Below are 25,911 nucleotides of genomic sequence, written 5' to 3' on the forward strand. Positions count from 1 at the left end.
AACTCGGCAAATAGAAATTGCAATGTAGAAGCGGCGCTTATAATGATAAAAAAACGACGAAACATTTTGCTTATTTTAATATGTAGTTTAAAGTAGTTGTTGCGGTGCTTTTGCTATCCTCGAAAGTAATGGTAAGGCTGGAACTCGAATTCTGGTTCGGATTCCCGTTGTACTTAACAAATAGTTCAAGTCCGTTGTCGAAATTCTTTCTGTCAAGAATCTTGAAATCATTATTTGAAATGGAAATATTTTTTATTTTCTTCGATGAGCTGTCGTAATTTAGAATGATTGCGACACTATCTTGTTTTTGCGAGAAATAATACGAATCAAGCATAAATGAAGAATCCGGAAGTATTTCCCACGAGACGGGAATTGTCATTTCGTAATCTTTTTCGCCGTGTATTAACAGGTTTAAATTCTCGCTAAAATTGCCCTTATCGGAACTGTTTTTTGCTTCTATATCGACAGAAAAAGTCGTAAATCTGCTAACAGAATTGTCTGTGAATCTTACAAAACGTTTGTTTGTCTCGCGAATTTTGTATTTCAGATTTTCTGGATTATTAACAAGCTCAACGCTTGGAATTTGCTTTTCGGAAGTAGAGACATTTACAATTATTTGCGAATTCTTTTTTTGTGATTTGTAGAATCTTCCGAGATTTATAGCGCTAGGTGAACACGAATAATAATTTCCGACCTCGGATATTAACTTTAATGCCAATGGCGAATTTTTTGCGGAACTTTCGATAATTATATCGACCGATTTCCCCTTGAGGATTGATGCAGGATATTCAACATCGGCGACTAACTTTACGCTTGAAAACGGTTTGATTTCTTTTGGGCAATTAACTTTTGTACAACCGCATGATGCAGTTATCATATTAAATTTTATAGTATTAAATCCGTAGTTTGAAAGTTTGAATTCTTTGGTGAACTTAATGTTTCCGTTATTATTTCTTGGCAGCAATCGTTCTGTGCTTTTTATCGAGCTATCGATATAGAGTTTATTGTGAAGATAGAAAAAATATACAAAGGCCAAAACAGTTGCCGTAAAGAAAATTCCGAGAGCGAGCTTTATGTGAATTTTCATTTTATTTAGAAATTTTATAAGTTGAACACTTCTTATATACAAGTAGCGATATTCCGCCCAAAATCATTATTACGGCGATAATATTTAACGGGGTTAACTTTGAGGGCGGTTTGAAGTTATCGCCGACCGCGATAAATATGATTTTATCGTTCGATGTCCAATCTGATTTCTTTAAGATTTTTGGGGGGAGAGGCGCATCTATGATTTGCACTCTGTTTTCGTCAATAACACGCGCAACGCTAAAGTGTCCAATATCGGAATTCTTGGGAGGCAGCGTGTACATTATAAACAGACAATATGGGTTGTCGTATAATTGCGATGGACGCAGTTTTAGCGTATGATTTTTTATTTTGTGTTCATTTAATACCCTCTCTATATCTGCTATACTCACTTTTGAAGTATATGTAGGCATCAATGCTCTATATATGTCAGAATATTTTAATCCAATATTATAGATTTTCTGTACGATATATACACAGTTTACACCGCAGAGGTTTGTTATCTCTCTGACTTCAATATATCTCGTATGTTCTCCCTCATTAATATTGTTAGCATATGAGAAATATGCAATACATATCCCGAATATAAATATGAAAAGTTCCAGTGACTTCATTTTTTGTGTTCTTTGATTTGTTCGCTGGCGTTAGTCATGTTATCATCTAGTATTTCACTTATTATGTCTTCTTTCCGTTTTATTGACATCAAATCAGTTACAATGTAATTTTTTGAGTTTATTTCGTCTGTCAGATGGCAACCGTTCGGAAATACAACATTGAGCGTTTTATCAATGACTTTGTTAAAAATTATACTACTTTTATTTATTATAAATACCGATTTTTGGTTGAGCTTTTCGTTTTCATCAAAAAACTCTACAACTATTCTCAAGGGAAAAAACATTGCGCCAATTCTTTCGTAATCGTAGAAGCTGATTCTCCTATCCAGTTTCATTTTCCCAAATTCTGTGTATGCACCATATCTTTCTATATGATCCAGCCTAAGGGTTTGTAAGTTGAAATAATATCCTAAATCTGGAAAATATAGATAACTTATTCCATCTTCGATTTTTACTTCATGTTTCAAATTTCTACATTCTTCAATTACATTTTTATAAAGCGCACTACATCCAGTGGCGTAATTGTAATCCATCCAAGCTAGAGTCACTTCCGGCAACTTATGCAGACTATTTCTGATGTACCCCTGCGAAATATCTGCAAACTTAATATCTTTTAAGGCACCATACTCTACTTCTTTTTTTGAATTCTCCGGAATTTCTTGTCCGGATCCATATATAGTTAACGAACGATATATACCATTATTGAACGATGTTTCTGTTTTCTCGTTAAAGATATATGTATTGCCGTTTTTCGCATATAAATACTTTGAACTGAAAAAAGAACTATTATTCATGATGTATTTAATTTCACCATAGGCTCTATAATTATATTCCTCGGCGGAATCCGCATAATTAGTTTCTTCTAAGTATTGTAATGATACAGAATTAAATGCTGGAACATTTTGCAATATTTTAAAAACCATCATGTTGCTTTCCGCAAAAATTCGTGATGACAGGAATATTAAAAATATTGTACTACATATGATTCTATTCATAATGAAAGCCCTATGCATTTATTCTTGTTGTTCGGGTTTATCTTCGGGGCAATCGGCAGTACCACTGCCTTTGCTGTATTTTATATAAGATTTTGAAACATTTGTTGTTGCCCAATATGGTGGTTTGTTTACCCCATTAGATTTCTTACAGGTATATTTTACACAATCACAACTTCCATTCGATACCTTATTTGCCGTTCTTCTTTTTGTAATTGGAGTTGTTTTCATATTGCTATAAGTTGCACATTCCGTATAATTATTACCAGCGTGACTATTTATTATGCATGGAGGTTTTGGGAGGTTGTTATTGTTAAAACTACTACAATGTGCATCACCAGTTGATGCCGGATCTGTTCCGCAATTTGTTAAGGCACCTCCGAAAAGATTTTCTCTGTCTATATTAGTGGAATGGATTCCATAACATAGTAATACACAACCAACAAACATCATTCCTGTTAGAATTGACAATGGTATTTTTTTCATATTTAGCCTTTCATTTTATTATAGTTAGATTTTCATTGAATATTCTTGTTGTCGATTTTCCGTTTTTTACTAAAGTGGCTTCAATTTCGCCGTTTTTTAAATATTTGAAAGTAGTCTTACTGCCGTCGGATTTTTCGTAGGAAGTTACCCTGTTTTGTTCGTCAAAAACTCTCTTCCAGATGGGGTTCCAGTCACCGTCGTAATAGGTAATACTGTGTTCATTGTCGTTGCGTTTTACATTGAAAAGAATTTTGCCGTCCTTTATTTGGCGAATGATTCTACCTTTGTCATCGTACAAAAATAATTGTTCCTCTATCCTTCCGTCAGGATATTTTGTCTCTATTTTGCGCGGCTTGCCGTAGCAATTTGCGCTCATATTCTCGTAAATTTTTACAATATCTCCACCGTTTCTTTGGTTTACGGAAACGCCTTTGTCATTCCTATAAAAAATGTCTTCTTTCTTGTTGAAACTCGATTTTCGTTTTAGATATTTATACTTATCAATATTGGTTTTATTCGGAATTGTATATTCGTATGAGTCCGCAAGACGATTGTTTTTATAGGATTCTTCTTTTTTGATTAATCCGTTATTAGCTTCCCAAAAATATTTCTTCGTCTCGTCGTTTTGCGTTATCGATATCTCATTCACTCCGTTATTGGAGAATTTATAAGAATATTCTTTAATGCGCTTGGCATTGGGAAAATCTACTTGTTCGGCAAGCAGTTTCCCGTATCCGGATACTTCCGATACTTTAAATCTTATCGTTCGCTTTTCTTTGGCGAAATCCATATATATTGTCCCGCGCTTGTCATATCTAAACAATACTATGGGTGTTCCCTTTGCATTTATCTGCTTGAGGTTTCCGCCTTCGTACTTAAAAAACAATGTCGTGCCGTTTGAATATTTTACCTGATCCAAAAAGTTCCTTTTGAAAATAAATATCACGCCACAGCTTCCGGTTACCGAAAATCCGTTCGGAATTTCCTCTAATATCCAATTCTTACTCTTTGTTTCAAAGAGTTTCTTGTTTTTGTAGCTTCTCTTTAAAATAATATTGTCGTTATCCGGCATTACAAATTTATACGAATCCCGGGTATCTTTCACGATATATGAATCGGTGAGCCCAAACCACCAACCGTAACCGAATATTTTAGAGGCGGTTTTTCTATTGCTGTTAAAATTTAGCGATAAATCTATCTGATTTTCTCCGTCGATGTCAATATATCCAAGCCTCTCGGTAATATCGACTTCGCCCATTGCGTTTATCCCGTCAAAGGCTATCACATTGGAAGGCGACCAAGAAACACCGCATGCGATAACCCACAAGTGTGAAAAGATGAAAAATGTTGCAAAGTATAATGCTTTCATTTTTGCCGCTCCTTCCACTCTTTCCAGCCGCCTTTGTAAATCATGATATTGGCTAATCCAATAATTGACAATTTTCGCCCAAGGTTGGTTGAGTCGTCGCAATCATAGTCCGTGCAATACACGACTATGCGCTTATATTTTTTCAGATCGCATTCATTATTTATTTTTTTTAATGAAACTTCAAAATCTATTAGCGGAAGGTTTTTTGCATTTGGGATATGTCCCAATTCGTAAAAAACCGAAGGTCTGGCGTCTATTATTATGGTATCAGATAGAACAATATATTCTTTTAACTCGTCAAAATCGATTTGACAGAATCCAATACTTAGATTTTCAGAATATGCGTAAGGCGCGCAAGCCAAAAGTATTTGGCTTACAAACGATGAAATTTTCAAATAGCTTCTCATTTATCGTTTGATATTTTCTTAAAAAAATTTACTTATTTAAAAAAGTCAAGATTTTTCTTGAAATAAAATAATAGATATTTATGGATATAAACTATGCTAAAGGAAATGGTGCATTTAATTGTCGCAATCTTTCTTGCGCAAGTTGTTGTATTTGGCGAAAATACATACAATATTTCCAGCTTGCCGGTTCGCGGATATGAGACTGCGGTTCTTGTACTTGCTCCGGGTATAAATGCGGAAGGAAATTTCTTTTTGGAGGAACAATGCTGGACGGATTTCGCAAAAAAAAATAATTTGGGCATGATCGCGCTAAGCTACAAAACCCTCGTAAATGAAACAGATTCCGGGCAGAATGAGTGGTATTATTATCCGAATTCAGGTTCGGGGCAAGCCCTTTTGGATTCGATACGCAAAGTTTACGGAAAAGATTTGCCGATTATATTATACGGATTTTCTGGTGGGGCGCAATTTGTTAGTCGATTTGTTGATTGGTGTCCGGACAGAATTATCGCGTGGTGCGCTTATTCGGCGCAATTTTGGGATTATCCCCAAGACGGCAGAAAACTAACAAAAGCTCGTGGAATAGTCGCCTGCGGCGATCAGGACGGGCTTCGTTGGCAACCTAGTTTCTCTTTTTATTATAAGGGTAGGATGGAAAATCGTCCATGGATTTGGATTTCGGTTCCAAACACTGGGCATGTTAGAAATCCAAAATTGGAAGAATTTGTGCGTAGTTTCTTCATTGAAGAGCTGGGAATATGGCACAATAGAATAAATCCTCAGGATGATATTTTAGCTGATATATCAACAAAAAATATTATATATGACGCTCGGGATTCTAATATAGCGTTAAAATGCCAATTCCGTAATTTTAAGCTTTTAGAGCAATGGAAGGAGATCCAAAGGCCGTGAAAATATTAAAATTGTTCATCTTGGGGATTTTCATGATAGTAAATTCATACGGGCAGATATCTCTTCAAGAAAAAGACAGAATATTTTTGTATTCGTTTTCTACGGATAAAAATACCCAACAAGCAAAAGCTGATCCGTCCAAAAGGAATAAACTCGATGAAATCGTGTACGTTCTAAGAATGCCTAAGACTTGGACGCGAGAGAATGAAATGCTCTCGCGTAAAAGCAAAATACCGAGTGTTCGAGGAGTTATTTGTATTTGTACATGGATGAAAACTGCCGCCGATTTAAAAGATAAAATCGCAACATATGAAAGTAGTTCCTTTAAGCATATTATACAGTTTGCCGACGAAAATAATCTGGCGCTTCTGACTTGGTCTAATTTTGGAGGGTACGAAATTTCAAGTAGTGTTGACGAAATGAACAAGACTCAAGTTCAGCGTTATAATGCGATTTTTGAAAATCGATTGCTTGAATGGGAACGAGGCTATAAACGGGTGTTGTTCAAATACAATCTGCCAAAAGATTCGGCGCTTATTTACGGGTTTAGTGGAGGGGGACAAATCGCGCACCGAATAGCTCTGCGGCGGCCCCAGTATTTCTCGGGGATACATATCCATGTAAACTCGAGTTACGATGTTCCAACTTCAAACGCAAAAAATATGGTTTGGTTGGTAACTACGGGCGAGCTTGAATACGGATATAAGGCTGCGACTCGTTTTTATAAAAATATGATTGATATGGGTTATTCTGTGATTTTTAAAGCTGGAGAAAATTTAGGGCACGCAACAAATGCCCAAATTAACGCTCTATCTTTGGAGTTTTTCAAATATATGATAACATTTATACCAGATCCCACAAACCCGAATTGGAAAACTCCGCCTGTGGATAAATTTTATTTAATGCGTCATCCGATATATGTAGGGGATTATTTGAATAATGTTGCATATCCGATTGAGAATGCAGTTAAACACGTTTCAGCCCGTAAATATATGGTCGCTCTTCCTACAAAGTCTATAGCCACTGCTTGGGGAAATATTATAGAATAGAAATTGTGAATATAAAACATATCATATTTGTCCTATCTGCAAGTGGATTACTTGCTATCGCAAACTTTTGGCTAAATCCGAACGCGCCGGATTTGTCGCTAAACTCGGACGAGATTACGCTTTCGCAAATAAACCGTCTGCCTAAAAATCTCGTCATCGTCGATGCGCGCAAGTCGCAGGATTTCAAGAAGGGGCATGTCGAAAACGCGGTAAATCTTTCCGAAGAAAAGTTTGATGCCCAACTCGGAAAATTTCTGGATATTTGGACCCCCGATGCGACGGTTCGCGTATATTGCGATTTCGGACGGTGTAATTCCAGCAGGGCAATTGCCGACAAACTGCGGCACGAATGCCAAATAGAAAATGTGTTTGTGCTCAAAGACGATTGGACAAAATGGAAAAATACAAACAAATAGTATTGTGTAGTGCACGCGTGATTTTGGCCGGAGTTTTTGCCTACGCCGCCGTTTCGAAAATTCTGCGTCCGGACGAATTCTATATCGCGGTAATGAACTATCAAATTTTGCCGAAATATTTGGCGTATGCGGTCGCATATTTCCTGCCGGCGCTGGAGCTTATTTGCGCCGTTGCGCTTTTGTCGAAAGCCGTATTTAAGGCTTCCGCATACATAATTTGCCTTATGCTTTCGGCCTTTATAGCTGCGCTACTTTTGTCATGGCTTCGCGGCTTGAACATATCGTGCGGTTGTTTCGGCGGGGAGGATTCGACCGGCGGATATCTCGGAATAATCGTACGCGATATTGTTTTGCTCGGATTATGCGGCATTATATTCTTGATAAATCCCAATAGAAATTTAAATTAACCGATGTTTATGAAAGACAGGCGTCCGATTGTAGTTGCGGTATTGATCCCCCTTGTTTCGGTGTTCATTGCCGGCGGGTTAATATACTCGGTAAAATCAAAATCTTCAAAAAACGGCGACAGGACAAGTCTGCCCATTGAGGCATACACCGGGTATCCGAAATCGTTTTCCGGAAATGAATATGCGCTTACGGCTTCGGTAGACAGCCAGCTTGCCTATTCCGAAGGCAGGGGCAGGATAATTTTATTAAAGACATTTTCGAATAATAGCATGCCCCTGTTTGTTCCCGCCGAAGTAAAGGGGTTCAATCCGAACGTCGGGCAACGATACGATTTCCGGGTACGCATAGACGGAGACGGAAAATTGGTGATGACAAATTTTAGAAAGCTTTAATCATGGATAAAATCACGGTGTATCTTCTGCTTTTCTCGGCTTCTGTGTCGCTTGCGCAGGAACTTCCAAAGGTTTCGCCTCAAACACCGCCGATAAATTCCGCATCGAACGAAGTTCAATCTCCGAGCTCCTCTCCCGCCTCTTCCGGAGCGACTCCGCACAATGCGCATTCGCAGGAGACGCAAAGTCCGGGGGCATTGCCGCTGAACCTCGGCGGACTGACGCAAGTCGACAACAATGCATTGTTGTCCGTTCTCGGCAATCAAAACAACCTTGTCGATATGTCCGGAAAGAAAATCGACGATGTCCAACAGAAACTTGTTCGTGCACGGTTCGAAAAATATCTCAATTCCCCTCCGTCAACGTCAAGGGAGGACCTGTCCTACAACCAGCTTCTCGTCGACATAAGCCAACGGTTGGCGGGGAAGGGCGGAGGCAGCGATTCCGAAAGAACGCTCGACGCGTGGCGCTTGCTTTTCAAAGCAGAAGATTATCCGATGGACGACCAGCTTTGTAGAACGATAGCGGACAAGGTGGTGAATTTCTGGCAGACAACCCGCAAAATCGAGAAATTGGCGATTCAAAACGAGGCGTTGGAAAAGGACAGAGCCAGGAAGGAGTCGGGAATGCGCAATATTGCAAGCATGGATCGTCAGGAATTCATACAAATGATGCGCGGCAAGGACGCCACGCCGCCGCCGACACGCGACTACGAACTTGACCCGATCAAAAAGCGTCTGCAGGAAACCGAGGCGAAACTTCGGGAGAATAAATCCTACGAGGCCGCTTCGCGCGTAAATCAAAAACTGGATTTTCAAAGTCTGATTGTGCAGTTTTTCCTCCAGCGCAGATATTACCACGCAATGATAGCAAACGATTTTTACCGTTATTTGTTTGCGGCCGAAGACGGGAAAATAGAAGGCATAGACTCCTTGAAGGGGCAGGTTTTCGGAGGTGTCGACATAAAACTTACGACCTCGACGATAGATGCGCTTTGCAAAGAGGCGATAAACGATACGGACAATGCCGTGAAAGCCGCCGAATACCTGATATCGAGGGGCGAAATACATTCCGCGACGCAACGAATGCTCGAGGCGTTTTTTCTGGGCGAAAATCTCGCGTCCGTAAAGACATTCCCGATGGATTCAAAACGCGAAATTATGCGCTACCTTCGCGATACCGACAAGCTCATAAACGCCGTAAAAGTGAAACACGTCGAGCGCGCGGAGGAGATATTGAAAGAAATACAAAGTTATGTGAAGGACTTTGATTCGGGGCAAATAGAGGCGTTTATCCAGACGTCGAGGCAACTCAGCGATTTGGCGTTGCAAAAAGCGCTTGTCGCCGCGCAGACGCGAAACCAGCCTGCGGTCGAAACCGCGCTGCAGGACGCCGTCAATTTTTGGCCTACGAATCCCAAGATTCAGGAATTTCTGAAAACGATGATAGGAAAGGTCGATTTAAAGGATGTCGCCGTGACCGATTTTGACAGGCTTTATGCCCAAAAGGATTTCCGCGGAATTTTCAACGACAGATTCCGTTTTGCGGCCGCCTTGGCTACGGATTCCAGTAGAAACAAAACATTTCTCGAAATAATGAAACGCATGGAAATTATTGAAACTTCGATCGGGCAGGCGAAGGAACTTTCCCGACTCAAGAACAATTTTGCGGCGTGGGAAATCGTAGAAAAGGCGCATAGACAATTTCCCGAAGACAGCGAACTAAACCGCATACGCGCCGACCTTACAATAAGGGTTTCGGCATTCGCGGCCGCGATGGCAAAGGCGGAGGAAGCGCTTGAGTCCGGCGATAAATGGACCGCTTTACTCGCATATCTGAAGGCGAAAGACATTTATCCTATGTCCTCGATCGCCGATTCCGAAATTCCCAAATTGGCCAATCAAATTCTCGACAAATAATTTTCCTTAGACGAAATCAATACGGCATTGAAAGGTTGCCGAATATAAATCAAGTCGCCGTATGATGTCTAAAATGTTTAAAAAAGTGGGGATCCCAATACGCTGTAAATATCAACTGATAATTTGACAAGCTCGCTTCTTGTATGACTCTTTTTATTGACGTTGAGAACAAGAAGCTTGTCCAGAGTTTGACTTCCGACAGGAGCGTGTCCGCGCCCGTATTTATGCAGGGCGACAACGAGCCGCTCGAAATCTTCCTTTTGCAAAAGGGCGGAGAATCGCTCTACGAAGTAAAGCCGCTTGTTGTCGGCACGGACTTCCTTCGGGTTGCGATTGCGCGTTTCAAAGGCTATCCGAAATCCCTCACCTACGCGGCAGGCTACGCGTTGAATCCGAACGGCGGTGCGGAAGTATTGTTGCCTCTAAACACAACGGCAATCGAAAACGCCGTTCAGGAGAGCGAATATATCACCGCATTCTTGGAGGTGGAATATTCCGACACGGCGGGCAGAATCGTTACGATTTTGCAGACCGCCTGCCGCGTAAAAAACGACCTCATCGAAAACGCGCCCGCCGTCGAACTTCAGGAGCAGTTCTACGACAAAGTTTACACCGACACCGTGTTCTCGAAAAAATCCGCCAATCTTTCGGATTTGGCGGACAAGTCGGCTTCATGGAAGAACCTCGATGTCTATGCAAAAGGCGAAGTTTACAACAAATCGCAAATCGACGCGCAGGAGGCAAAGAACCTCAAAAAGGCTTCCAATCTTGCAGACGTTGCCGACAAGTCCGTAGCCCGCGCAAATCTCGACGTTCCGCAGAAGCGCGACCTGTTCAAATATATGAAGTGCGGAATCTGGTCTGACACCTGATTGTCAGTTCCCTCGGAATACGGCGCAACGCTCGGCGACGACTTCGTGGCTGGAAATTGCTCGACATTCCTTACAATCTACCTGCCCGAACCTACCGCCTATTACACGCAACTCTACGCCGTTTCATACGCAGATAGCGGAATGTTCACGCCCGAAATTTCCGCAGACGGCAGGACGCTAAAACTCGGCTACATCTATCAGGAAAGCGAAAGCGGCGGAATTGAAACTGTCGAGAAAACGGCGGCGATTTCAAAGGCGATAGAATACGGCGACAGAATCGCGCTAACCGTCGACGGCAGGAATTTCAAGCTATACAAGGGCATTGAACTTGTTTCCTCTGGTACGATTTACGGAGGGAGGAAATCCGGCATTCTGAGGCATTGGAAATCTGCCGGAAACGAACCGAAATGCTCGGGAAAAAATGTTCGAAGTCGGAAGCGGAGTTGAAGCGAATATTCGGGAATTTCGACGGAATATGGGCGAATCTGAACTTCAAGGATAAGTACGAACTTTTGGGGCTGCTTGTCGAAAAAGTCGTGTATTTCGGTGAAAAGGGCGAAATATCGGTTTTTTACAGGAAAAACGGAATAGACATCGAAACGGCGAAAAATGGAAATCAGAAGCAAAATATACATTAAATCGGGGCGGCACGGGCGGAACGAAATCGTCCGCGGCGAAAGACCCGAACCACTTCCGAAAAAACCCAGACCGACCCGAAAGGCCGAGCTTATGGCGTTTGCCATCGTTTTCGACGACTGGCTTGCCAAAGGGGAGGTCGAGGACTATTCGCATATTTCCCGCATTACCGGAATTTCGCGTTTCAGGGTTTCCAAGATTATGAATCTTATGCAATTGCCTCCGTCCGAACAGTCGGAATTGCTTTTCTCCGAAATATGAAAAAAGGAATTCGGATTTTGTGGATATACCGTTTGGGGGTTGCATTTAAGACAAGAACTGTTGCCCGATGTAAGATTCTATTGAGACTTTTCGAGAATTTTACGGATTTTGCAACTTTTGTGTGTCCTAAATGCGGGCGGTTTCTACGAATTGAACTCCGACTTGAGAATCGGCAATTTGAGGGGATCGGGCGTGGGAGCTTTGTAAATGCGGGGTTGTGGCGGGGGTGAAGTGGGCACAAAAAAAAGCGCGGGAATGTTGTCTTAATCGACGCCGTTTCCGCGCTTCTTTTCAAAATGGGGTGGCAAACGCGACTTGAACGCGCGACCCTCGGAACCACAATCCGATGCTCTAACCAACTGAGCTACTGCCACCGTAATTTTTAAAGTTCTACATAGAATGCTTTTCTATTTATTTGTCAATTCCTTTTTGCGGTTTTGTTTTTAGGCGTTTTTATCTCCGGGGGGGCTTCTTATCCTATTGACTATTTCGCGTCTGTTTTCAATTATAGGGCAACTAATTCAACCGCATTTATTTAATCTATATATGAAATTCATGTCGTTTGCTATCCTCTTTGCGTTCCTCTCGGCGGGCAAGCTCGGCGGCGCGCAAAATTCGGCGTATGCCGTCCTCGGCGGAGACGTTCCGATTGAAATTATCGAAGCCCCGAAAGACGTCCGCGTGCTTCACCGCACTTGGGGCGCGGAGGCGGCGCGCAAAAACTCCGTGCGCATTTACGCCCCCGTGTCCGACGGCGAATGGCGCAGGGTTGCGGTCAAGCTGAAAGTTCCCGCCGACTGCAAGTCTGTGCTGTCGTTCGGCGGCGACGGCGAAAAATCGCCGTCGGGGCGTCCCAGAAACGCCGCCTTTTTTGACAACGTTTCGATAGATTCGGTCCCGCTTTACAACGGCGATTTCGAAAAGGGAAACGACTCGTGGAGCGTTGAGTCGGGCGGGAATTTCCCGGCGAAGATCGGCGCGTATCCGCGGGCTGCGGGCGCGGCGCATGGCGTGTTTGCGGCGCGGGCGAGTTCGTTCGGCGCGGTTCGGCGGACTGTTTCGCTCGAAGGCGGCAAGGTATTCGAGCTTGCGTTCGACGTTCTCGGCGCGAAGCCGTCGGATTTGGAGACCGACTTCCCCCTCGACCTCAAAAAATCCGCCAACGCTTCGCCTTCCGACTTCGCGCAAATGCGCAAGCTGCCGAAGGGCGCGATGCTCGGCGCGTTTCTTGAAAAGCTTTCCGGCAGTGCGGGCGTTTCGGAAGTTTGCGGCATAAAATTCGACATTGCAAATTCCGCGGCGAACTCCGGCAAGCTCGTCGTTGCGTTGAAGTCGTCGGCTGCTCCCTTCGCGCCGGCATCGGTCAAGACAGGCGGAATTTCGCGGTCGGGGCGGTATATTTACGTTGTGCACGCGCTGGCGAATCCCGACAGAATGCAGAAAGGCTGGTCTTTCGGCGCGCTTAACATCGAGTATGCCGACGGCGTGAAAAAAGGCTTCAGAATGCGCTACGGAATAGATGCGGACGCGTACCGCGCGGCGAATCGGACTCTCCGCAACGGAAGAATCGCGTTTCCTTCCGACGGCGGCGCGCTTTACATGAGCCGCTTTCCGCTCGACGCCAACAGGCGCGTCGAGAAAGTGTCTTTTTCGGCGTACGGAAACGCGCCGTGGATTGTCGTTGCGGCGACAATTTCGGACAAAAAAGTTGACCCCTGCGAGACGACCACACCGAAGGGAAATCCCGACTGGGTGCTTGCCGACATTCCCGAAGACCACCCCGTCAGGGCGGGCAGTGCTCTCGACCTCTCGTCGTTCCTCCCCGACGCCGAGGCGGGGGTTTTCGGCAGGGTCATTATTTCGCCGCGCGGCACGATGGCGTTCGAAAAACATCCCGACGCCGACGTCAGGTTCAAGGGCTACACGTTTTATCCGCATTCTCTCGTTTTGAAGTACGACTTTGAGACCGCCCGCGACAATATGCGCAAGTACGCCGCGCAAATCAGAAAAAACGGCTACAATCTTCTGCGCATAAACTTCGACTATCTGAAATCGGACACAAAGCGAGCCGAACGCGCCTACCGCTACGACGAAATCGACTATCTTATCCGCGAGCTGAAACGCAACGGGGTCTACATACACCTGCCGCTCGCGTGGTACGACATCGGCACGAAAAACTACTCGTTCCCGCAGCGCAACGACGTTAAAATCCGCGCTATTTTCGGCGAGCCCGAAGCCCGCGCAATGTGGCGCGAGACCGCCGAAGAGCAGCTCAACCACGTCAATCCGTACACGAATCTCGCGTGGAAGGACGACCCCGTTTTCCAGCTTTTCGAGTACTACAACGAGCTTTCGATTTGCCACAACAAGTTCGACGAATTTTCGCCCGCGACGCAAAAGCTATTGACCGACCGCTGGCGCGTGTGGCTTGAAAAACGCTACGGCACGGTCGGCAAGCTCAACGACGCGTGGCGCGGGAAGGCGTGGGCGAAGCGCGGCGGCTATCCGTTGAAGTCGTTTGCCGACGCGCAGTGCCTGACGGCGGGCGCGGACTGGGGGCGTTTCTGCCGCGAGGCGGAGTCGGAGTTCGCCGACTTCTGCAAAATGGTCGTGCGCGGCACGGGCTACAAGGGCATAGTTTCGCAGCGCAACTTGGGCCGCGCCGTGTACGACTCTTGGGCGCGCGGCGGGTTTTCCGAAAACGTCATAGTGAACTCGTACTACGAGCACCCCGGCGGACTGTACACGCCAGACGCCGACCACACCTGCAATCAGGAGTCGTCGATAGCGCGTTCCGCGGGCTACTGGCGGGCGATTGCGCTTTCCAAGCACGCCGACCGCCCGCTTTCGGTTACCGAGTACAACCACTGTTATTGGAACAAGCACCGCTTCGAGATGATGTCGGTCTTCGCGCCGTATTCGGCGTTCCAGAATTTTTCGACGCTTATAATCCACGCGAACGCGGTTCCGTGGCGCGGTGGCTGGAAGTCGAGGCTGTCGCCGTTCAACGTCGCCGATTCGCCCGCGATTCGCGCGGCGGAGCTGTTCAACCAGTGCTTCTTCATGCGAGGCGACGTGAAGCCCTCCGAGCACAGGGTGGACATGCTGATTGGCAAAAACTTTGTCGAAAAGGAGGATCGCGCGTTGAGTTCGGTCGGCGGCGGGCAGGGGCACATACCGCTGATTGTGGGCTTTGCTGTGAAGTCAGACGCGCCCGTTCCCGCGAATCTAAAAAGCTCTAACCCCAAACCCGCCGACATGCAGATTCTTCCCGAAGGCGCGGCGGAAATCGTAACCGAGGGCTGGGCGCAGCGCGTTGTGGAGTCGGGCGACGGAAGCTTCGACCTCTCCAAATTCGTCGCCGAGGCGAAACGCCGCGGCATGCTTTCGCCCGACAACGAGAGCGACCCCGCCGCGGGCGTCTACCAGACCGACACGCGGCAAATCACAATGGACGCCAAGCGCGGAAGCATGAAAGTTGCAACCGACAAGTCTTGCGCGATAACCGTTCACGGAAACACGGCGGCGACTGCGGGCGCGTTGCGGCTGCTATCGACGACAGTTCCCGCGAGCGTCGGGCTTGCGTCGCTCGACGGAGCGGAAATCGGCAAAAGCTCGCGCCTTGTGTTTGTGTACGCCACTCAGGAAAACAACATCGACGCAATCACGAGCCTCGACGGCATTCTTTCGCTGAACGAGGGGCGCGGGCCCGTGGCGGTGCGCCGCGGCAGGGTTTGCGCCGAGCTGAAGCTCGACCCCTCCAAAAAGTTTTCCGTCTACGCGCTCGCGCTCAACGGCGAACGCCGCGGCAAAGTGTCCGCCGAATTTTCGGGCGGCGCTCTCAAGCTCGACATCGACAACGGAGCGTTTGCAAACGGCGCGCCGACTTTCTTTGAAATCGTTTCGGAATAAAATATGTTCAAAAATAGCGTTTTGTGTCCGAAAATAATTTCGGCGTTCGCGGTTTTTTGCGCCTTAGCGCATTGCGGCGCGGCGTTTGCGGCGGAGCGCGACTCGCTGCGAGACTGCGGCGCGAGAATTGCCGTCGCCGCCGATTTCCCGCTTTTGCGCGGCGATGCGGAATCGGCAACCGTCAGGGAGTACAAGTCGAAAGGCGCGGGCGGCAAGACAAGCCATGTGCTGTTTGCCATGCACTTCAACTCCGACCCGTCCGCATGGGAGGAGATGAAGTTTTCGTTCGTGCCGTCGGAGTCGGGCGTCGTGCGCCTTTCGCTTTCGGGCGTCGAAAAGCGGCGCGGAGCTTCCGTCCGCAAGCTTGCCTCGTACTACGACGACCTGAAAATCGACGGTGCCCCGCACCCCAACGGCGGCTTCGAAAATGGCTTTGCGGGCTTTTCGTTCGCGAACTCCGCGCCGAAAATCGTGTTCGGCTCGAACCGCGCGGCGTCGGGCGGGGCGTGCCTGCGGGCGTGGTCGCGCACCTATACATGCGCGACGCTGAAAGTGGAAAGGGGAAGGCCCTGCGAAATTTCCGTCATGACGCGCCCCGCGGGAGAGCTTCCCGAAATCGAGGACGCTTTTATCGACATTTCCGCAGCCGCAAATTCCTCCGAGAACTCCTTTCCTAAGGCGGGCGCAGTCGCTTTCGACGGAATCAATTTCTGGCTCGCTGGTTCGGACGGCGCGGTGAAAACCCTGCGCTTTCCGCCGAAAAACGGCAAGCCCGCCAAGATTTCGGTGGGCGGCGAAAACAGGGCGGGGCGGTATCTCTACCTCCTCCACCGCATGGACAATTCGGCGTCGAAGCCCGACGCCTACATTGCGTCGGTCATTGTGAAGACCACGGGGAACAAGCCCGTCAAGCGCTTCGTGAAAATCGACAGGGACTGCGGGCGCAAAAACGCCTACGCGCCCGCGCACAACGCAAAGGCGGTGTTCTTCGGCGACGCCGAAAACAAAAGGGACGTTTGGTATTTGTCGCGCTTCGAGACGGGCGGGCTTACCGACGTCGAGGAGATAACTTTCAACACTTGGGCGGACGGCGACTGGTCGATAGCAGCCGCCACGCTTTCCGACACCGACGTTCCGACTTTTGAAGTCTGGAAGCCCGCGCCCGACAAGTGGGCGGCGGCGGACATTCCCGCGAAAATGTCGGTGCTCGAAAACTCCGCGCTCGACCTCTCGCGGTTTTTCCCCGACGCCGAGGCGGGGGCGTTCGGCAGGGTTATCGTCTCGCCGCGCGGCACGATGGCGTTCGAAAAAACGCCCGAACGCGACGCGCGTTTCAAGAGCTTCACGATGTCGCTTGCGCCGTTTTTCAGAATAGCCGACATCGACGCCCGCAAGCGTTCGCTCAAAAGCTACGCCGCGCAAATCAGGCGGGCGGGCTACAACTGCGTGCGCATGGAGTTCGAACAGTTCAAGAGCCACTCGGAGCGCAAAAATTTCAAAACCGCGATGGACTGCCTCGACTGCTTTTTTTCGGAGCTGAAAAAAAACGGCGTGTATGTCCACCTTGTAATCACTTGGCAGGAGTTGGGCGAGAGGGGCTTCAAAATGGGCGAAATGCGCGACGATTCCAAGCTGCGCTGTCTCTTCGGCGACAAGACCGCGTGGCGGGCGTGGCGGAATGTCGCCGAGCTTCAGCTCAACCACTTCAACCCGTACACGAATCTCGCGTGGAAGGACGACCCGATGTTCTTGCAGGTTGAGCATTTCAACGAGCTTTCCATCGTGCTTTCGCGCCTGAAACGCGGCACGCCGCGCACGCAAAAACTCGTGCTTTCGAAGTGGCGCAAGTGGCTCGAAAAAAAATACGGCACGGTCGAAAAGCTCAACGAATCGTGGAACAGAAAGGGCTTTGTGTACAACAGCGGCACGTTCGACTACGCCGATTTTTCCGAAGTCGGCGAGCCGTTCGTGAAAAATCCCGACTGGCAGGAGTTCGCGCTCGACCGCAAAACGCGCTTCCTCAAATTCTGCAACAAAACCGTCCGCGAAACCGGCTACAAGGGGATAATCGCGAGCGAGAACGTGGCGTCGTCGCCCGCGCAGAATGTCCCGCGCGGCGAAATGTTCGAGTCCATAATTTCCAACACATACTTCGCGCACCCCACGGGGCTTAACACAAAGGACGCCGCGACGCGCCAGAACAGCTGCATAGGCGACGCCTTCCCGAACCTCGGCTCCGTGCTCTCGCGCCGCTTCGCCGACAGGCCGATAGGCATTACCGAATTCAACCACTGCTGGTGGAACATGCGAAGATACGAGGTTTTGGGCACGTTCGCGCCGTACGCCGCGTTCCAGAACATGTCGATGCTTACAATCCACGAGGACATTGTTCCGTCCGACGTGAACGGGCTGCTGCCGCCGCATTTGAAGCTCAACCCGTTCAGAATCTGCCGCTCGCCGATTGTGAGGGCGTCGGAACTGCTCTCTGCGTGCTTCTTCGTGCGCGGCGACGTCGCGCGGGCTAAGTCGCGCGTGGACATGGTTATGGCGGGCGAGTATTTCGAAAAGAATCCGATAGAGTCGCAAAAGGCGGTCAACAGCGAGCAGATGAAAGTTGCGCTGCTCACGGGTTTTGCCGTTGACTGCGGCGGGGCGCGTCCCGACTCGTTGAAGAGCCTTGCGCCCAAGCCCGCCGACATGCGCATGCCGCCGATTGGCAGCTCCGACACAATCATGGAGGCGTGGTTTCAGGACGTAGTGCCGAACGCCGACGGCGGCGGCTTCGACCTGCGCGGATTCGTCGCAAAAATGCGCGAAAATAAAATCCTGCCCGATGGCAATTCCACCGACATTTCGCGCGGAATTTTCCAGACCGACACGGGCGAAATCACGATGAACGTTCCCGAAAAAAGCCTGAAAATTTCGACGCCGAAATCGCAGCTGCTCGTTTCCGAAAGCGGCGTCGGCGCGGACTTGGGAAATTTGAAAGTGCTGTCGTCGTCCGTTCCCGCGGCGGTCGCGGCGGCGTCGCTCGACGGTCTCGATTTGGGCAAAAGCCGCCGCATTGTCCTAATCTACGCGACCGCCGAGGCGAACACGGACATGAAAACCTCGTTCGATTTTCTGCGCATGCTCGACTCCGGCAAAGCCCCGATTCTCCTGAAAACGGGAACGCTCAAAGCCGAGCTGAAACTCGACCCGACCGCGAAATACGCCGTCTATCCGCTTTCGCTCGACGGCGCAAGGCGCGCGCCGATTCCCGCGAAATCCGCAAACGGAGTCTTGAAGCTCGAAATAGACACTTCAGGGCTTCCGCACGGCGCGACTACGCTTTTCGAAATAGCGGCCGTAGGAAACTAAGTCCGCCGACGTCCGAAAAAAACGCGCCGCAAATTTAAAAATACGGCGCGTTTTTTTTGCGGCAAATTTATTCGAAAACCGCGAGCGGAAATTCCGACGGCGTGGATTCTATTTTCGCTTTCGCCGCGGAATTTGTAAGCCGCGCGTCGGCTTCGGGAGAGTCGGGGTTGTCGAAGTCGTCCACGATTACGCCTATTCCCATTACGGCGTTGGCGGCGAGCTTTTGCGGAAGCATTGCGGTGGCTTCGAATTCGAGTTCGAGCATGTATCCGCCGTCCGTCTTCCTGAACGCGCCCCTGACGTCGTCGGCGAACGTGTGCACTTTCGCGCCGAGAATGCCGAGCGTAAGCTGCACGTCGGGCACGGACAGCCTGTAAACTTTCGCTTCGTCCGAGCCTTTCGTCTTCCAGATTTTGAAGTGCCAGTCGTCCGCGCCGAGCCGCCGCTCTTCGGGCGTGTCGGCGGCGTCGGCAAGGGTATCGAAAATAATCTCGACGGCGTCGGCGCGCGCTCCCGCGTCGGCGGAGTCGCCGTCTGCTTCGAGGAATTTGTCGTCGCGCACAAAGACTGCAATCCGCAGTTTGTCGGCGTCGCGCAGAATTTTGTAGCGCGCTGAAAACTGCTCCGCCGTCGGGTTGATTCCCCTGCTCCACAGCTTTTCCGAGCGTCTTATGTTGTCGAGGCTTATCGGCGGAACGCCCTCCCATTTGTCCCAGTTTTTGCCGATTTCGCCGAAGTCTTCGCGCGTGTTTTTTACGAGGAGCGCGCGGAAGCTTTTTGGGTAGGTGAAGTCGCGCTTTACGGGCGAGGCGAGCGAGAGCGAAATTTTTTCGGCGAACTTTTTTATCGCGGTATCGGTTATTTTTGCGGGCGCGGAAAAGACGAATTTCCGCGAGTCGTTTTCGGCAATCGCAAAGTTTTGGGAATCGCCGCGAAGCCCGATTTTCCCGCGCATTTCGGCGGTGTAGGGGTTGCCCGCCGAGACCGAAAATTTGCCCGCCGAAACCGGCGCAAACTTTACCTTCGGCAAAATCGGCGCGTTCGATTTCCACTTTGCCGACTTCAACGCCGCCGCCAGTTCGCCCGCGCTTGCCGCCCGCAGGAATACGGGGAAAATCGAGAGCCGCAGCCGGTCGGAGCCGTCGGCGTTTTTGTCGAAGCTTCTTTCATGCCCCATGATGTCGAAAAGCTCCGTTCCGCGCGGCGCGGCAAACGACATTTCGGGCGGGCGCATTGTTCCCCTGTCGAACTCCTTTTTGCACGCCCAGATTGCGGCAACCGCCTTGCCCGCGCCGTCGTCGAATACAAAACAGCGCGTGTCGGCAAAGACCTTCAATTCGAAGAGAAAATCCGACTCTCCCAGAAGATTGCCGAGCGTGTTCGGCACAATGTGGTACGCGTAGGGCGAAAGCGTCGCGTCCATCTGCGACACCCCGTAGTTGGAGGCGTTCATCGATTTTATGTTCGCGTACTTCAAGCCCACAAGCCAAGTCCGCGCGCGCAGGGCGGTCGCAAGCCTTTCGCCGTGCCCGATGTCGTAGGTGTACGGAAGCACGCCGCGCAGGGGTTTTGCCCGCCGCTCCAAATCGGTTATAAACGGCACGTCGTAGCAGTGTACGGGCAGCCAGTGCATGCCCTCCGGCGAGTAGACGTCGATGTTTTCGTAGCCGTGTTTTTTGAAGACGGCAAAGAGGCTTTCGTAGTTTTCGTCAAGGGTGGGGCGCGGATATTCTGGCGCACCGCGGTAGATGTGCGCTCCCGCGCAGTCGTATTTTATCCCGCGTTTGCGGGTTTCTTCGAGGAGTCTGTCGAAGAACGTTATTCTGTCGTCGCGGGCGAGGGTGGACGTAATGCTTGTGGAGAGCCGCGCCGACTGCGGAGAAATTCTTTGCGCAGACAAAATCGAGCGTGCGCTTTTCCCTGAAGTCTGCCTGCGATTCGAAAAGCGGGGCATCGTAAATCGGGGGCGGCGTCTCCTTTGAGCACGCGCAGAAAATTTGCGCGGCGGCGAAAAGAATTGCGGGCAGTTTCAGGGCTTTCGATATGATCATAAAGGCAAGCAAACCCGAAAAATTCCATTATGTCAATCGAATGAGGCGCGGCGGGCGGGCGCAAAAAAACTTCGCGCCGAATATACCGCGCGAAGTTTTTCCCCGAAACCGAAAGCGTTAGTTGCCTATTTTCGCTTTTATCAACAAAGGAAAGTGATCCGAAAGCCATACGCCGTTCTGGTTGTCGGCAAGAACTCCAAACTTCAATACATTTACATCTCCCGAAACGAAAATCCAATCTATCCAATTCGTCCAATCCGTTCCCTTCCCTGTGTACCAATAATTGTCGGTAAATTTTGGTCCGTAAAACGGAGTCTTGGAAATTTTACGAGCATCGTGCATATATCCCGAAGCCTGTATCACGCCAATGGCTTGCGTCGTCGGATTGGAGTTTAAATCTCCCATCGCAAAGAACGTGCCGTCTCCCGCTATTTCCCTTATCTTTTTTACAAGCAATTTCGCCGACTCCAAGCGGATATTCTCTCCTATGTGGTGGAAGTGCATATTGAAAAAGTGGAAAGTTTTTCCCGTCTTTTTGTCCAAGAATTTCCCCCAGTTGCAGTTGCGGGGATACGCCGCACCCCAACCGCGGGATTCCTTCTCGGGCGTGTCCGAAAACCAAAATACTCCGCTTTCGAGAAGGTCGAATCTGTCCTTCCTATAAATGATTACGTTGTTGTGGTTGACTTTTCCCTTCGCCTCGGCGGACGGTGTAGTGGGCACGCCGAATATCGCGTATTCCTCCATCTTCCTCATATCGTCCACCTGATTCTTGTAAAGCTCCTGCGTGCCGCAAATGTCGACTTCGTTGTAGCGCAAAAAGTCCTTTATTAGCGGGCAGCGTTTTTCCCAAGTACAGGAACCGTCTCTGACTTCGCATTCCCTTCCCTTATCGTCCTTGTAGGTCTTGGTTATCCTGCCGTCGTTCTTGCAGTCAAACCTCATATTGAACTGGCATATATTGATATCCGCATTCCTGCCTTCCCCTTCAGGCGTCGCACAACCTAAAAAAGAAATCGACACCACGCCTGCCATCAGTCCGAAAAATAATTTTCTCAAAGTTATTCTCATAATTTTAAACTCCATTTCAGTAGTAGAACAAATGAATTGTAGAACAAATGAATTGGTCTTTTTCAAGTTAAAAACGATGTTTCGTTGAAAAAAGGACGGATTCGAAAGGGATAATTGATTTACCAAAGAGAAAGGCAAATCAAACAGGTAAGATTCTTCATATTACCGTTTGAAAGCGAAATACGGCGAATGGAATCCGAGAATGTTGGGAGTTCGCGAGTCCGAACGTTGGAAACGCATAACAACCAAGCAGATGTCCGACATAACAATGCCGACAACACCAACTCGAAGAGCCACGGAGAACGGGCAAACATAAAGCTTCAACATTACCGAAATATTGCGCGGCAGCGACAGCCTAACTATCTGTTCAGCCCCAGCAAAAATTCCACGTTCGTCCGCACCTTTTTGAGCCGCTGGACGAGCATTTCCATGGCGTCGGTTGCGGGCACGCCTTTCATTGCGCGGCGAAGGGCGTAGATTTTCGACATTTCGTCGGGGTGGTAGAGCAGTTCCTCCTTGCGCGTTCCGCTCTTTTCGATGTTGATTGCGGGGAAAATGCGCTTGTCGGAAAGGGCGCGGTCGAGGTGCAGTTCCAAGTTGCCAGTTCCCTTGAATTCCTCGAAGATGACTTCGTCCATTTTGCTTCCCGTTTCGACGAGCGCCGTTCCTATGATTGTCAGCGACCCGCCGCCTTCGATGTTCCTTGCCGAGCCGAAGAATTTTTTCGGCTTTTGCAGGGCGTTCGCCTCTACGCCGCCCGACATCGTGCGCCCTCCGTTGGGCATGAGAGCGTTGTACGCTCTCGCGAGCCTTGTGATGGAGTCGAGCAGAATCACGACGTCAAGACCGCGTTCGACCATTCGGCGCGCGCGGCTTACGACCATCTCCGCCGCGTGGACGTGGCTCGACGCCTCTTCGTCGAAAGTGGACGCCACAACTTCCGCGTCCACGTTTCGCTTGAAGTCCGTCACTTCTTCGGGGCGTTCGTCAACGAGCAGTATTATGAGGTGCGCGTCGGGCGCGTTGCGGCGTATCGACTTCGCCATTCCCTGCATGAGCACGGTTTTGCCCGTGCGCGGCGGCGCGACGATTAGCGCGCGCTGTCCGAAGCCGATTGGCGTCAGCAAATCGACCGCGCGCATCGAGAGGTTTTCCGGCTCGCCCGTCGATTCCAAAATGATTCTGCGCGTGGGGTAGTAGGGCGTGAGGTCTGTGAACGGAACAATGTTTTTCGCCTTTTCGGGGTCGCCGTCCATTACGGAAGTGATTGCCACGGCAATCGGGCAGTTTTCGCGCCCGAATTCGCGCGGCGGCATTGCGAGCGCGCCGACGGTGTGCCCGCGTTTCAGCCCGTATTTGTCCACGAACATTTGCGGAACGTACACCGAGTTCCTGCCGAGCCTGTAATTTTCCGAAGCGAACGTTATCGCGCCGCCGAAGCCGTCCTCGAACACGTCGAGAGTGCCGCGCACGCGCACGAGCTTTTTGAGCGCGAACGCGTATTTGAAGTAATCCGCAAGAAGCTCCGCCTTGCCGATTCCCGCGCGGCAGGGAACCCCGAGTTCCGCGAATTTTTCGCGGATTTCGCGAATCCCCAATTTCAATATTTCGCCGAAGTCTCCGAGCGACTCTATCGCGCCGCAGCCGTCGATTTCGAGCGTCGTGCCCTCCGAAAATTCCGCCGCTTCCTCTCCGCTTTGCGCCGCGGAGTCCGCGCCGTTTTCGGCGGCGGTTTGCGGTTTTTCCGCGTCGCCCACCGCTTTTTCGAGGCCGTATTTTTTCACGGCGGAGTCGTTGGCGTTTACCATCAGCTCCCAATAATTCATGTCGGCAACGCTCTTTTTTGCGGGTTCTTCCGTGGCGGGCGTCGCGTCTGATTCGGGCGAAGCGGCTTGCGATGAGTTCGCGTCTCCGTTCTCTGGTTGCGTTTCCGATTGCGCTTCGGTTTGCGCCGCGTTTGCGTCAACCGCGGCTTCCGTTTCCGTTGCGGATTCCGCCTGTTCCTGCGCTTGATGTTCGGCGTCGGGCGTTTCGGACGGGTTTACGGGAATCGCCGTTTCGAAAGATTCGGGGAAGGGCGGCATTCCGAAAAACACCTGCGCGAGCCAGTTTTTAAGCGCGGCTTCGTTTCTGAGCGCGAACCATTCGGGGAGGTCGGCGGGGTTTATGAAATCGGACTCGCCGTTTTGCGACCAGCGCGGCTTTTTCTGCTTTTGCTGTTTCTGCTGCTGGCGGTTGTCGTTGCGGTTGTCGCGCCGCTGTTGCTGGTTTTGCCCGCGTTCCGCGCCCTGCTGGCGGTTGTTGTTTTGCTGGCGGTTTTGCCTGTCGTTGCGGTTGTCGTTGGCGCGCCTGTTGTTTTGGTTGCGGTCGTTGTTGCGGTTGTCGCGCCGCTGTTGCTGCTGGTTTTGGCGGTTGTTGAAGCGGTTAAAATTTTTGTCGCGCGGGTTGCGGCGGTTTTGGGCGTCGCGCGGTTCGTCGTCGTCTGCGGCGTTTTCGTACTCGCGGGCTTCGGCTATTCTGCGCTCGGCGTCGGAGTCGTTGCGGTAGGCGTCGGGGTCGAGGTCTTCGTCTGTCGTGGAAAACGACGTCGGAATTTCGTCGTCGCCGCCGTCCGCGCTGTTTTCGGATTCCGTCGAATCCGCGCCGCTTGCCGTGTAGGCGAAGTCGTCCGACCTGTCGGAGTGCACGAAAATTTCGGACTCGTCGTTGCCGCCGTCCTCCGCGCGTTCGGGTTCTTCCGATTGCGTAGGGGCGGGGGTGTCGCGCCAAGTAGGCCCGTCGGCGCGGGGGATTTTTGCGCCGCGACCCGCGCCAGACTTTCTCTTCCGCACTTCGCTGTCGAGCGTTTCGTCGAGCGATTTCGACTGCTGGTTTTGCGCGTCCGCCGCGTTTTGTTCGCCGCCGTGAAATTCGGAAAGCTCCGCCTGCGTTGCGGATTCCGCCGTTTCGCCGTCGCGGATTTTCCTCGGCCTGCCGCGTTTTTTTGCGGGCTTTTCGGCGTCGGCGATTTCGGGATTCTTGGGTTTTCTGCCGCGTTTCTTTGCGGGTTCAACGGGTAAATTTTGTTCTTCTTCGTCCATTATGGATTTTTATTTAAACGTGATAGGACAAGCTCTGCCTGCCGTTTTAAAAATGCGGTGTCGCTTTCGTTGAAAAGCACGATGTCGGCGAGTTTTGACTTTTGTTCGGGCGGCATTTGGAATGCGTCGCGCCGCGCTATTTGTTCGTCCGACATTCCCCTGTTCGACAGGCGGAATTTCCGCAGTGGTTCGCTACAAAAAACAGTAATGCAGAAATCGAATTTCTTTTCAAGTTTTTTCTCGAAAAGTAGCGGCACTTCCACCACCGCGATTTTCCCGTCGGGTAGTTTTTCCGCCGCCGCCCGCCATTCCCTTTCGATTGCGGGGTGTATTGCGCGTTCGATTTTCGCGAGCTTTGCGGCGTCGGAAAAAACCGCCTTTGCAATTTCCGCGCGGTTCGGTTTGCCGTCGGCTCCGTATGCGCGTTCGCCGACCGCGCGTTTGACCGCCGCGACCACTTCGGGGTTGTTTTCGAGAGCGGCGTGCGCGAGTTTGTCGGCGTCGAGCACTTTCGCCCCGAGTTCGGCGAAAGCCTGCGCCGCCGCCGATTTCCCGCAGCCCATTCCGCCCGTCAATGCTATTGTAGTTGCCATTGTTTTTGTTTCGGAAAGCGTTTTT

The 25,911-nt window shown here is 49.8% G+C and carries 22 protein-coding genes and 1 tRNA gene; 12 read left to right on the forward strand and 11 right to left on the reverse strand.

What is annotated here, in order from left to right; all coding sequences use genetic code 11:
- Window positions 1-70: 70 nt before the first annotated feature.
- The 6 genes from P3B99_008080 to P3B99_008105 form a co-directional block, all read right to left on the reverse strand.
- Window positions 71-1,087 (reverse strand): DUF1573 domain-containing protein, encoded by a 1,017-nt coding sequence (locus P3B99_008080; protein WYJ07156.1) that lies wholly within the window; start codon window positions 1,085-1,087, stop codon window positions 71-73.
- A gap of 1 nt (window position 1,088) precedes the next feature.
- On the reverse strand, window positions 1,089-1,700 hold the full coding sequence (locus P3B99_008085) for a cysteine peptidase family C39 domain-containing protein (protein ID WYJ07157.1): 612 nt from the start codon (window positions 1,698-1,700) through the stop codon (window positions 1,089-1,091).
- Window positions 1,697-2,626, reverse strand: a complete 930-nt coding sequence (locus P3B99_008090) for a hypothetical protein (protein WYJ07158.1) — start codon at window positions 2,624-2,626, stop codon at window positions 1,697-1,699. Before P3B99_008090 ends, P3B99_008085 begins: the two co-directional genes overlap by 4 nt.
- 87 nt (window positions 2,627-2,713) lie before the next feature.
- A complete protein-coding gene (locus P3B99_008095) occupies window positions 2,714-3,178 on the reverse strand; it encodes a hypothetical protein (protein WYJ07159.1) in 465 nt (154 codons plus the stop codon).
- 10 nt (window positions 3,179-3,188) lie between these two features.
- Window positions 3,189-4,547: a hypothetical protein gene (locus P3B99_008100; GenBank protein ID WYJ07160.1), complete on the reverse strand. Its 1,359-nt coding sequence runs from the start codon at window positions 4,545-4,547 to the stop codon at window positions 3,189-3,191.
- Complete coding sequence (locus tag P3B99_008105) at window positions 4,544-4,954, reverse strand: rhodanese-like domain-containing protein (protein WYJ07161.1); 411 nt, start codon at window positions 4,952-4,954, stop codon at window positions 4,544-4,546. Before P3B99_008105 ends, P3B99_008100 begins: the two co-directional genes overlap by 4 nt.
- A 93-nt stretch (window positions 4,955-5,047) precedes the next feature.
- Here P3B99_008105 and P3B99_008110 point away from each other — a divergent pair, with 93 nt between their 5' ends.
- The 10 genes from P3B99_008110 (at window position 5,048) to P3B99_008155 (ending at window position 11,819) form a co-directional block, all read left to right on the forward strand.
- A complete protein-coding gene (locus P3B99_008110; protein ID WYJ07162.1) occupies window positions 5,048-5,866 on the forward strand; it encodes a hypothetical protein in 819 nt (272 codons plus the stop codon).
- On the forward strand, window positions 5,842-6,915 hold the full coding sequence (locus P3B99_008115; protein ID WYJ07163.1) for a hypothetical protein: 1,074 nt from the start codon (window positions 5,842-5,844) through the stop codon (window positions 6,913-6,915). Before P3B99_008110 ends, P3B99_008115 begins: the two co-directional genes overlap by 25 nt.
- 5 nt (window positions 6,916-6,920) lie before the next feature.
- Window positions 6,921-7,331, forward strand: a complete 411-nt coding sequence (locus P3B99_008120; GenBank protein WYJ07164.1) for a rhodanese-like domain-containing protein — start codon at window positions 6,921-6,923, stop codon at window positions 7,329-7,331.
- A complete protein-coding gene (locus P3B99_008125; protein ID WYJ07165.1) occupies window positions 7,310-7,738 on the forward strand; it encodes a MauE/DoxX family redox-associated membrane protein in 429 nt (142 codons plus the stop codon). Before P3B99_008120 ends, P3B99_008125 begins: the two co-directional genes overlap by 22 nt.
- A 9-nt stretch (window positions 7,739-7,747) precedes the next feature.
- On the forward strand, window positions 7,748-8,131 hold the full coding sequence (locus tag P3B99_008130) for a hypothetical protein (GenBank protein ID WYJ07166.1): 384 nt from the start codon (window positions 7,748-7,750) through the stop codon (window positions 8,129-8,131).
- Window positions 8,132-8,133: 2 nt separating this feature from the next.
- Entirely contained in the window at window positions 8,134-10,050 is a 1,917-nt protein-coding gene (locus tag P3B99_008135) for a hypothetical protein (GenBank protein WYJ07167.1), read from the forward strand.
- A 143-nt stretch (window positions 10,051-10,193) separates the two neighbouring features.
- Window positions 10,194-10,922: a hypothetical protein gene (locus P3B99_008140; GenBank protein ID WYJ07168.1), complete on the forward strand. Its 729-nt coding sequence runs from the start codon at window positions 10,194-10,196 to the stop codon at window positions 10,920-10,922.
- Complete coding sequence (locus P3B99_008145) at window positions 10,923-11,369, forward strand: hypothetical protein (protein WYJ07169.1); 447 nt, start codon at window positions 10,923-10,925, stop codon at window positions 11,367-11,369. It begins immediately after the preceding gene.
- Window positions 11,366-11,560, forward strand: a complete 195-nt coding sequence (locus P3B99_008150; GenBank protein ID WYJ07170.1) for a hypothetical protein — start codon at window positions 11,366-11,368, stop codon at window positions 11,558-11,560. The genes P3B99_008145 and P3B99_008150 overlap by 4 nt, the downstream gene beginning before the upstream one ends.
- Complete coding sequence (locus P3B99_008155) at window positions 11,532-11,819, forward strand: hypothetical protein (GenBank protein WYJ07171.1); 288 nt, start codon at window positions 11,532-11,534, stop codon at window positions 11,817-11,819. Before P3B99_008150 ends, P3B99_008155 begins: the two co-directional genes overlap by 29 nt.
- Before the next feature lie 297 nt (window positions 11,820-12,116).
- Here the strand turns inward: P3B99_008155 and P3B99_008160 are convergent.
- Window positions 12,117-12,193 (reverse strand) — tRNA-His (locus P3B99_008160).
- 172 nt (window positions 12,194-12,365) lie between these two features.
- On the opposite strand from P3B99_008160, the gene P3B99_008165 reads away from it, so the two are divergent.
- Both P3B99_008165 and P3B99_008170 read left to right on the forward strand, forming a co-directional pair.
- Complete coding sequence (locus P3B99_008165; protein ID WYJ07172.1) at window positions 12,366-15,731, forward strand: beta-galactosidase; 3,366 nt, start codon at window positions 12,366-12,368, stop codon at window positions 15,729-15,731.
- A 3-nt stretch (window positions 15,732-15,734) separates the two neighbouring features.
- Window positions 15,735-19,091: a beta-galactosidase gene (locus tag P3B99_008170; GenBank protein ID WYJ07173.1), complete on the forward strand. Its 3,357-nt coding sequence runs from the start codon at window positions 15,735-15,737 to the stop codon at window positions 19,089-19,091.
- 67 nt (window positions 19,092-19,158) lie between these two features.
- Here the strand turns inward: P3B99_008170 and P3B99_008175 are convergent, their stop codons facing one another.
- The 4 genes from P3B99_008175 to coaE form a co-directional block, all read right to left on the reverse strand.
- Window positions 19,159-20,991 (reverse strand): sugar-binding protein, encoded by a 1,833-nt coding sequence (locus P3B99_008175; protein ID WYJ07174.1) that lies wholly within the window; start codon window positions 20,989-20,991, stop codon window positions 19,159-19,161.
- 268 nt (window positions 20,992-21,259) lie between these two features.
- Window positions 21,260-22,087 carry an endonuclease/exonuclease/phosphatase family protein gene (locus tag P3B99_008180; GenBank protein WYJ07175.1) on the reverse strand — a complete coding sequence of 276 codons (828 nt, stop codon included), beginning with the start codon at window positions 22,085-22,087 and terminating at the stop codon, window positions 21,260-21,262.
- A gap of 485 nt (window positions 22,088-22,572) precedes the next feature.
- The gene (rho, locus tag P3B99_008185; GenBank protein ID WYJ07176.1) at window positions 22,573-25,293 is read right to left on the reverse strand and encodes a transcription termination factor Rho; all 2,721 of its coding nucleotides are present in this window, start codon (window positions 25,291-25,293) and stop codon (window positions 22,573-22,575) included.
- Complete coding sequence (gene coaE / locus P3B99_008190) at window positions 25,293-25,886, reverse strand: dephospho-CoA kinase (GenBank protein WYJ07177.1); 594 nt, start codon at window positions 25,884-25,886, stop codon at window positions 25,293-25,295. Before coaE ends, rho begins: the two co-directional genes overlap by 1 nt.
- Between the last annotated feature and the right edge of the window lie 25 nt (window positions 25,887-25,911).

Source organism: Opitutia bacterium KCR 482 (genome assembly GCA_029269845.2).
Classification (GTDB): domain Bacteria; phylum Verrucomicrobiota; class Verrucomicrobiia; order Opitutales; family Intestinicryptomonadaceae; genus Merdousia.

Excerpts from the sequence above, each read along its gene's own strand:
- P3B99_008115 (WYJ07163.1), top strand. The coding sequence starts at position 5,842 with ATGGAAGGAGATCCAAAGGCCGTGAAAATATTAAAATTGTTCATCTTG.
- P3B99_008105 (WYJ07161.1), bottom strand. The coding sequence starts at position 4,954 with ATGAGAAGCTATTTGAAAATTTCATCGTTTGTAAGCCAAATACTTTTG.
- coaE (WYJ07177.1), bottom strand. The coding sequence starts at position 25,886 with ATGGCAACTACAATAGCATTGACGGGCGGAATGGGCTGCGGGAAATCG.
- P3B99_008170 (WYJ07173.1), top strand. The coding sequence starts at position 15,735 with ATGTTCAAAAATAGCGTTTTGTGTCCGAAAATAATTTCGGCGTTCGCG.
- P3B99_008140 (WYJ07168.1), top strand. The coding sequence starts at position 10,194 with ATGACTCTTTTTATTGACGTTGAGAACAAGAAGCTTGTCCAGAGTTTG.
- rho (WYJ07176.1), bottom strand. The coding sequence starts at position 25,293 with ATGGACGAAGAAGAACAAAATTTACCCGTTGAACCCGCAAAGAAACGC.
- P3B99_008090 (WYJ07158.1), bottom strand. The coding sequence starts at position 2,626 with ATGATGGTTTTTAAAATATTGCAAAATGTTCCAGCATTTAATTCTGTA.
- P3B99_008110 (WYJ07162.1), top strand. The coding sequence starts at position 5,048 with ATGCTAAAGGAAATGGTGCATTTAATTGTCGCAATCTTTCTTGCGCAA.
- P3B99_008085 (WYJ07157.1), bottom strand. The coding sequence starts at position 1,700 with ATGAAGTCACTGGAACTTTTCATATTTATATTCGGGATATGTATTGCA.
- P3B99_008165 (WYJ07172.1), top strand. The coding sequence starts at position 12,366 with ATGAAATTCATGTCGTTTGCTATCCTCTTTGCGTTCCTCTCGGCGGGC.
- P3B99_008135 (WYJ07167.1), top strand. The coding sequence starts at position 8,134 with ATGGATAAAATCACGGTGTATCTTCTGCTTTTCTCGGCTTCTGTGTCG.
- P3B99_008155 (WYJ07171.1), top strand. The coding sequence starts at position 11,532 with ATGGAAATCAGAAGCAAAATATACATTAAATCGGGGCGGCACGGGCGG.
- P3B99_008130 (WYJ07166.1), top strand. The coding sequence starts at position 7,748 with ATGAAAGACAGGCGTCCGATTGTAGTTGCGGTATTGATCCCCCTTGTT.
- P3B99_008125 (WYJ07165.1), top strand. The coding sequence starts at position 7,310 with ATGGAAAAATACAAACAAATAGTATTGTGTAGTGCACGCGTGATTTTG.
- P3B99_008180 (WYJ07175.1), bottom strand. The coding sequence starts at position 22,087 with ATGAGGTTTGACTGCAAGAACGACGGCAGGATAACCAAGACCTACAAG.
- P3B99_008080 (WYJ07156.1), bottom strand. The coding sequence starts at position 1,087 with ATGAAAATTCACATAAAGCTCGCTCTCGGAATTTTCTTTACGGCAACT.
- P3B99_008100 (WYJ07160.1), bottom strand. The coding sequence starts at position 4,547 with ATGAAAGCATTATACTTTGCAACATTTTTCATCTTTTCACACTTGTGG.
- P3B99_008095 (WYJ07159.1), bottom strand. The coding sequence starts at position 3,178 with ATGAAAAAAATACCATTGTCAATTCTAACAGGAATGATGTTTGTTGGT.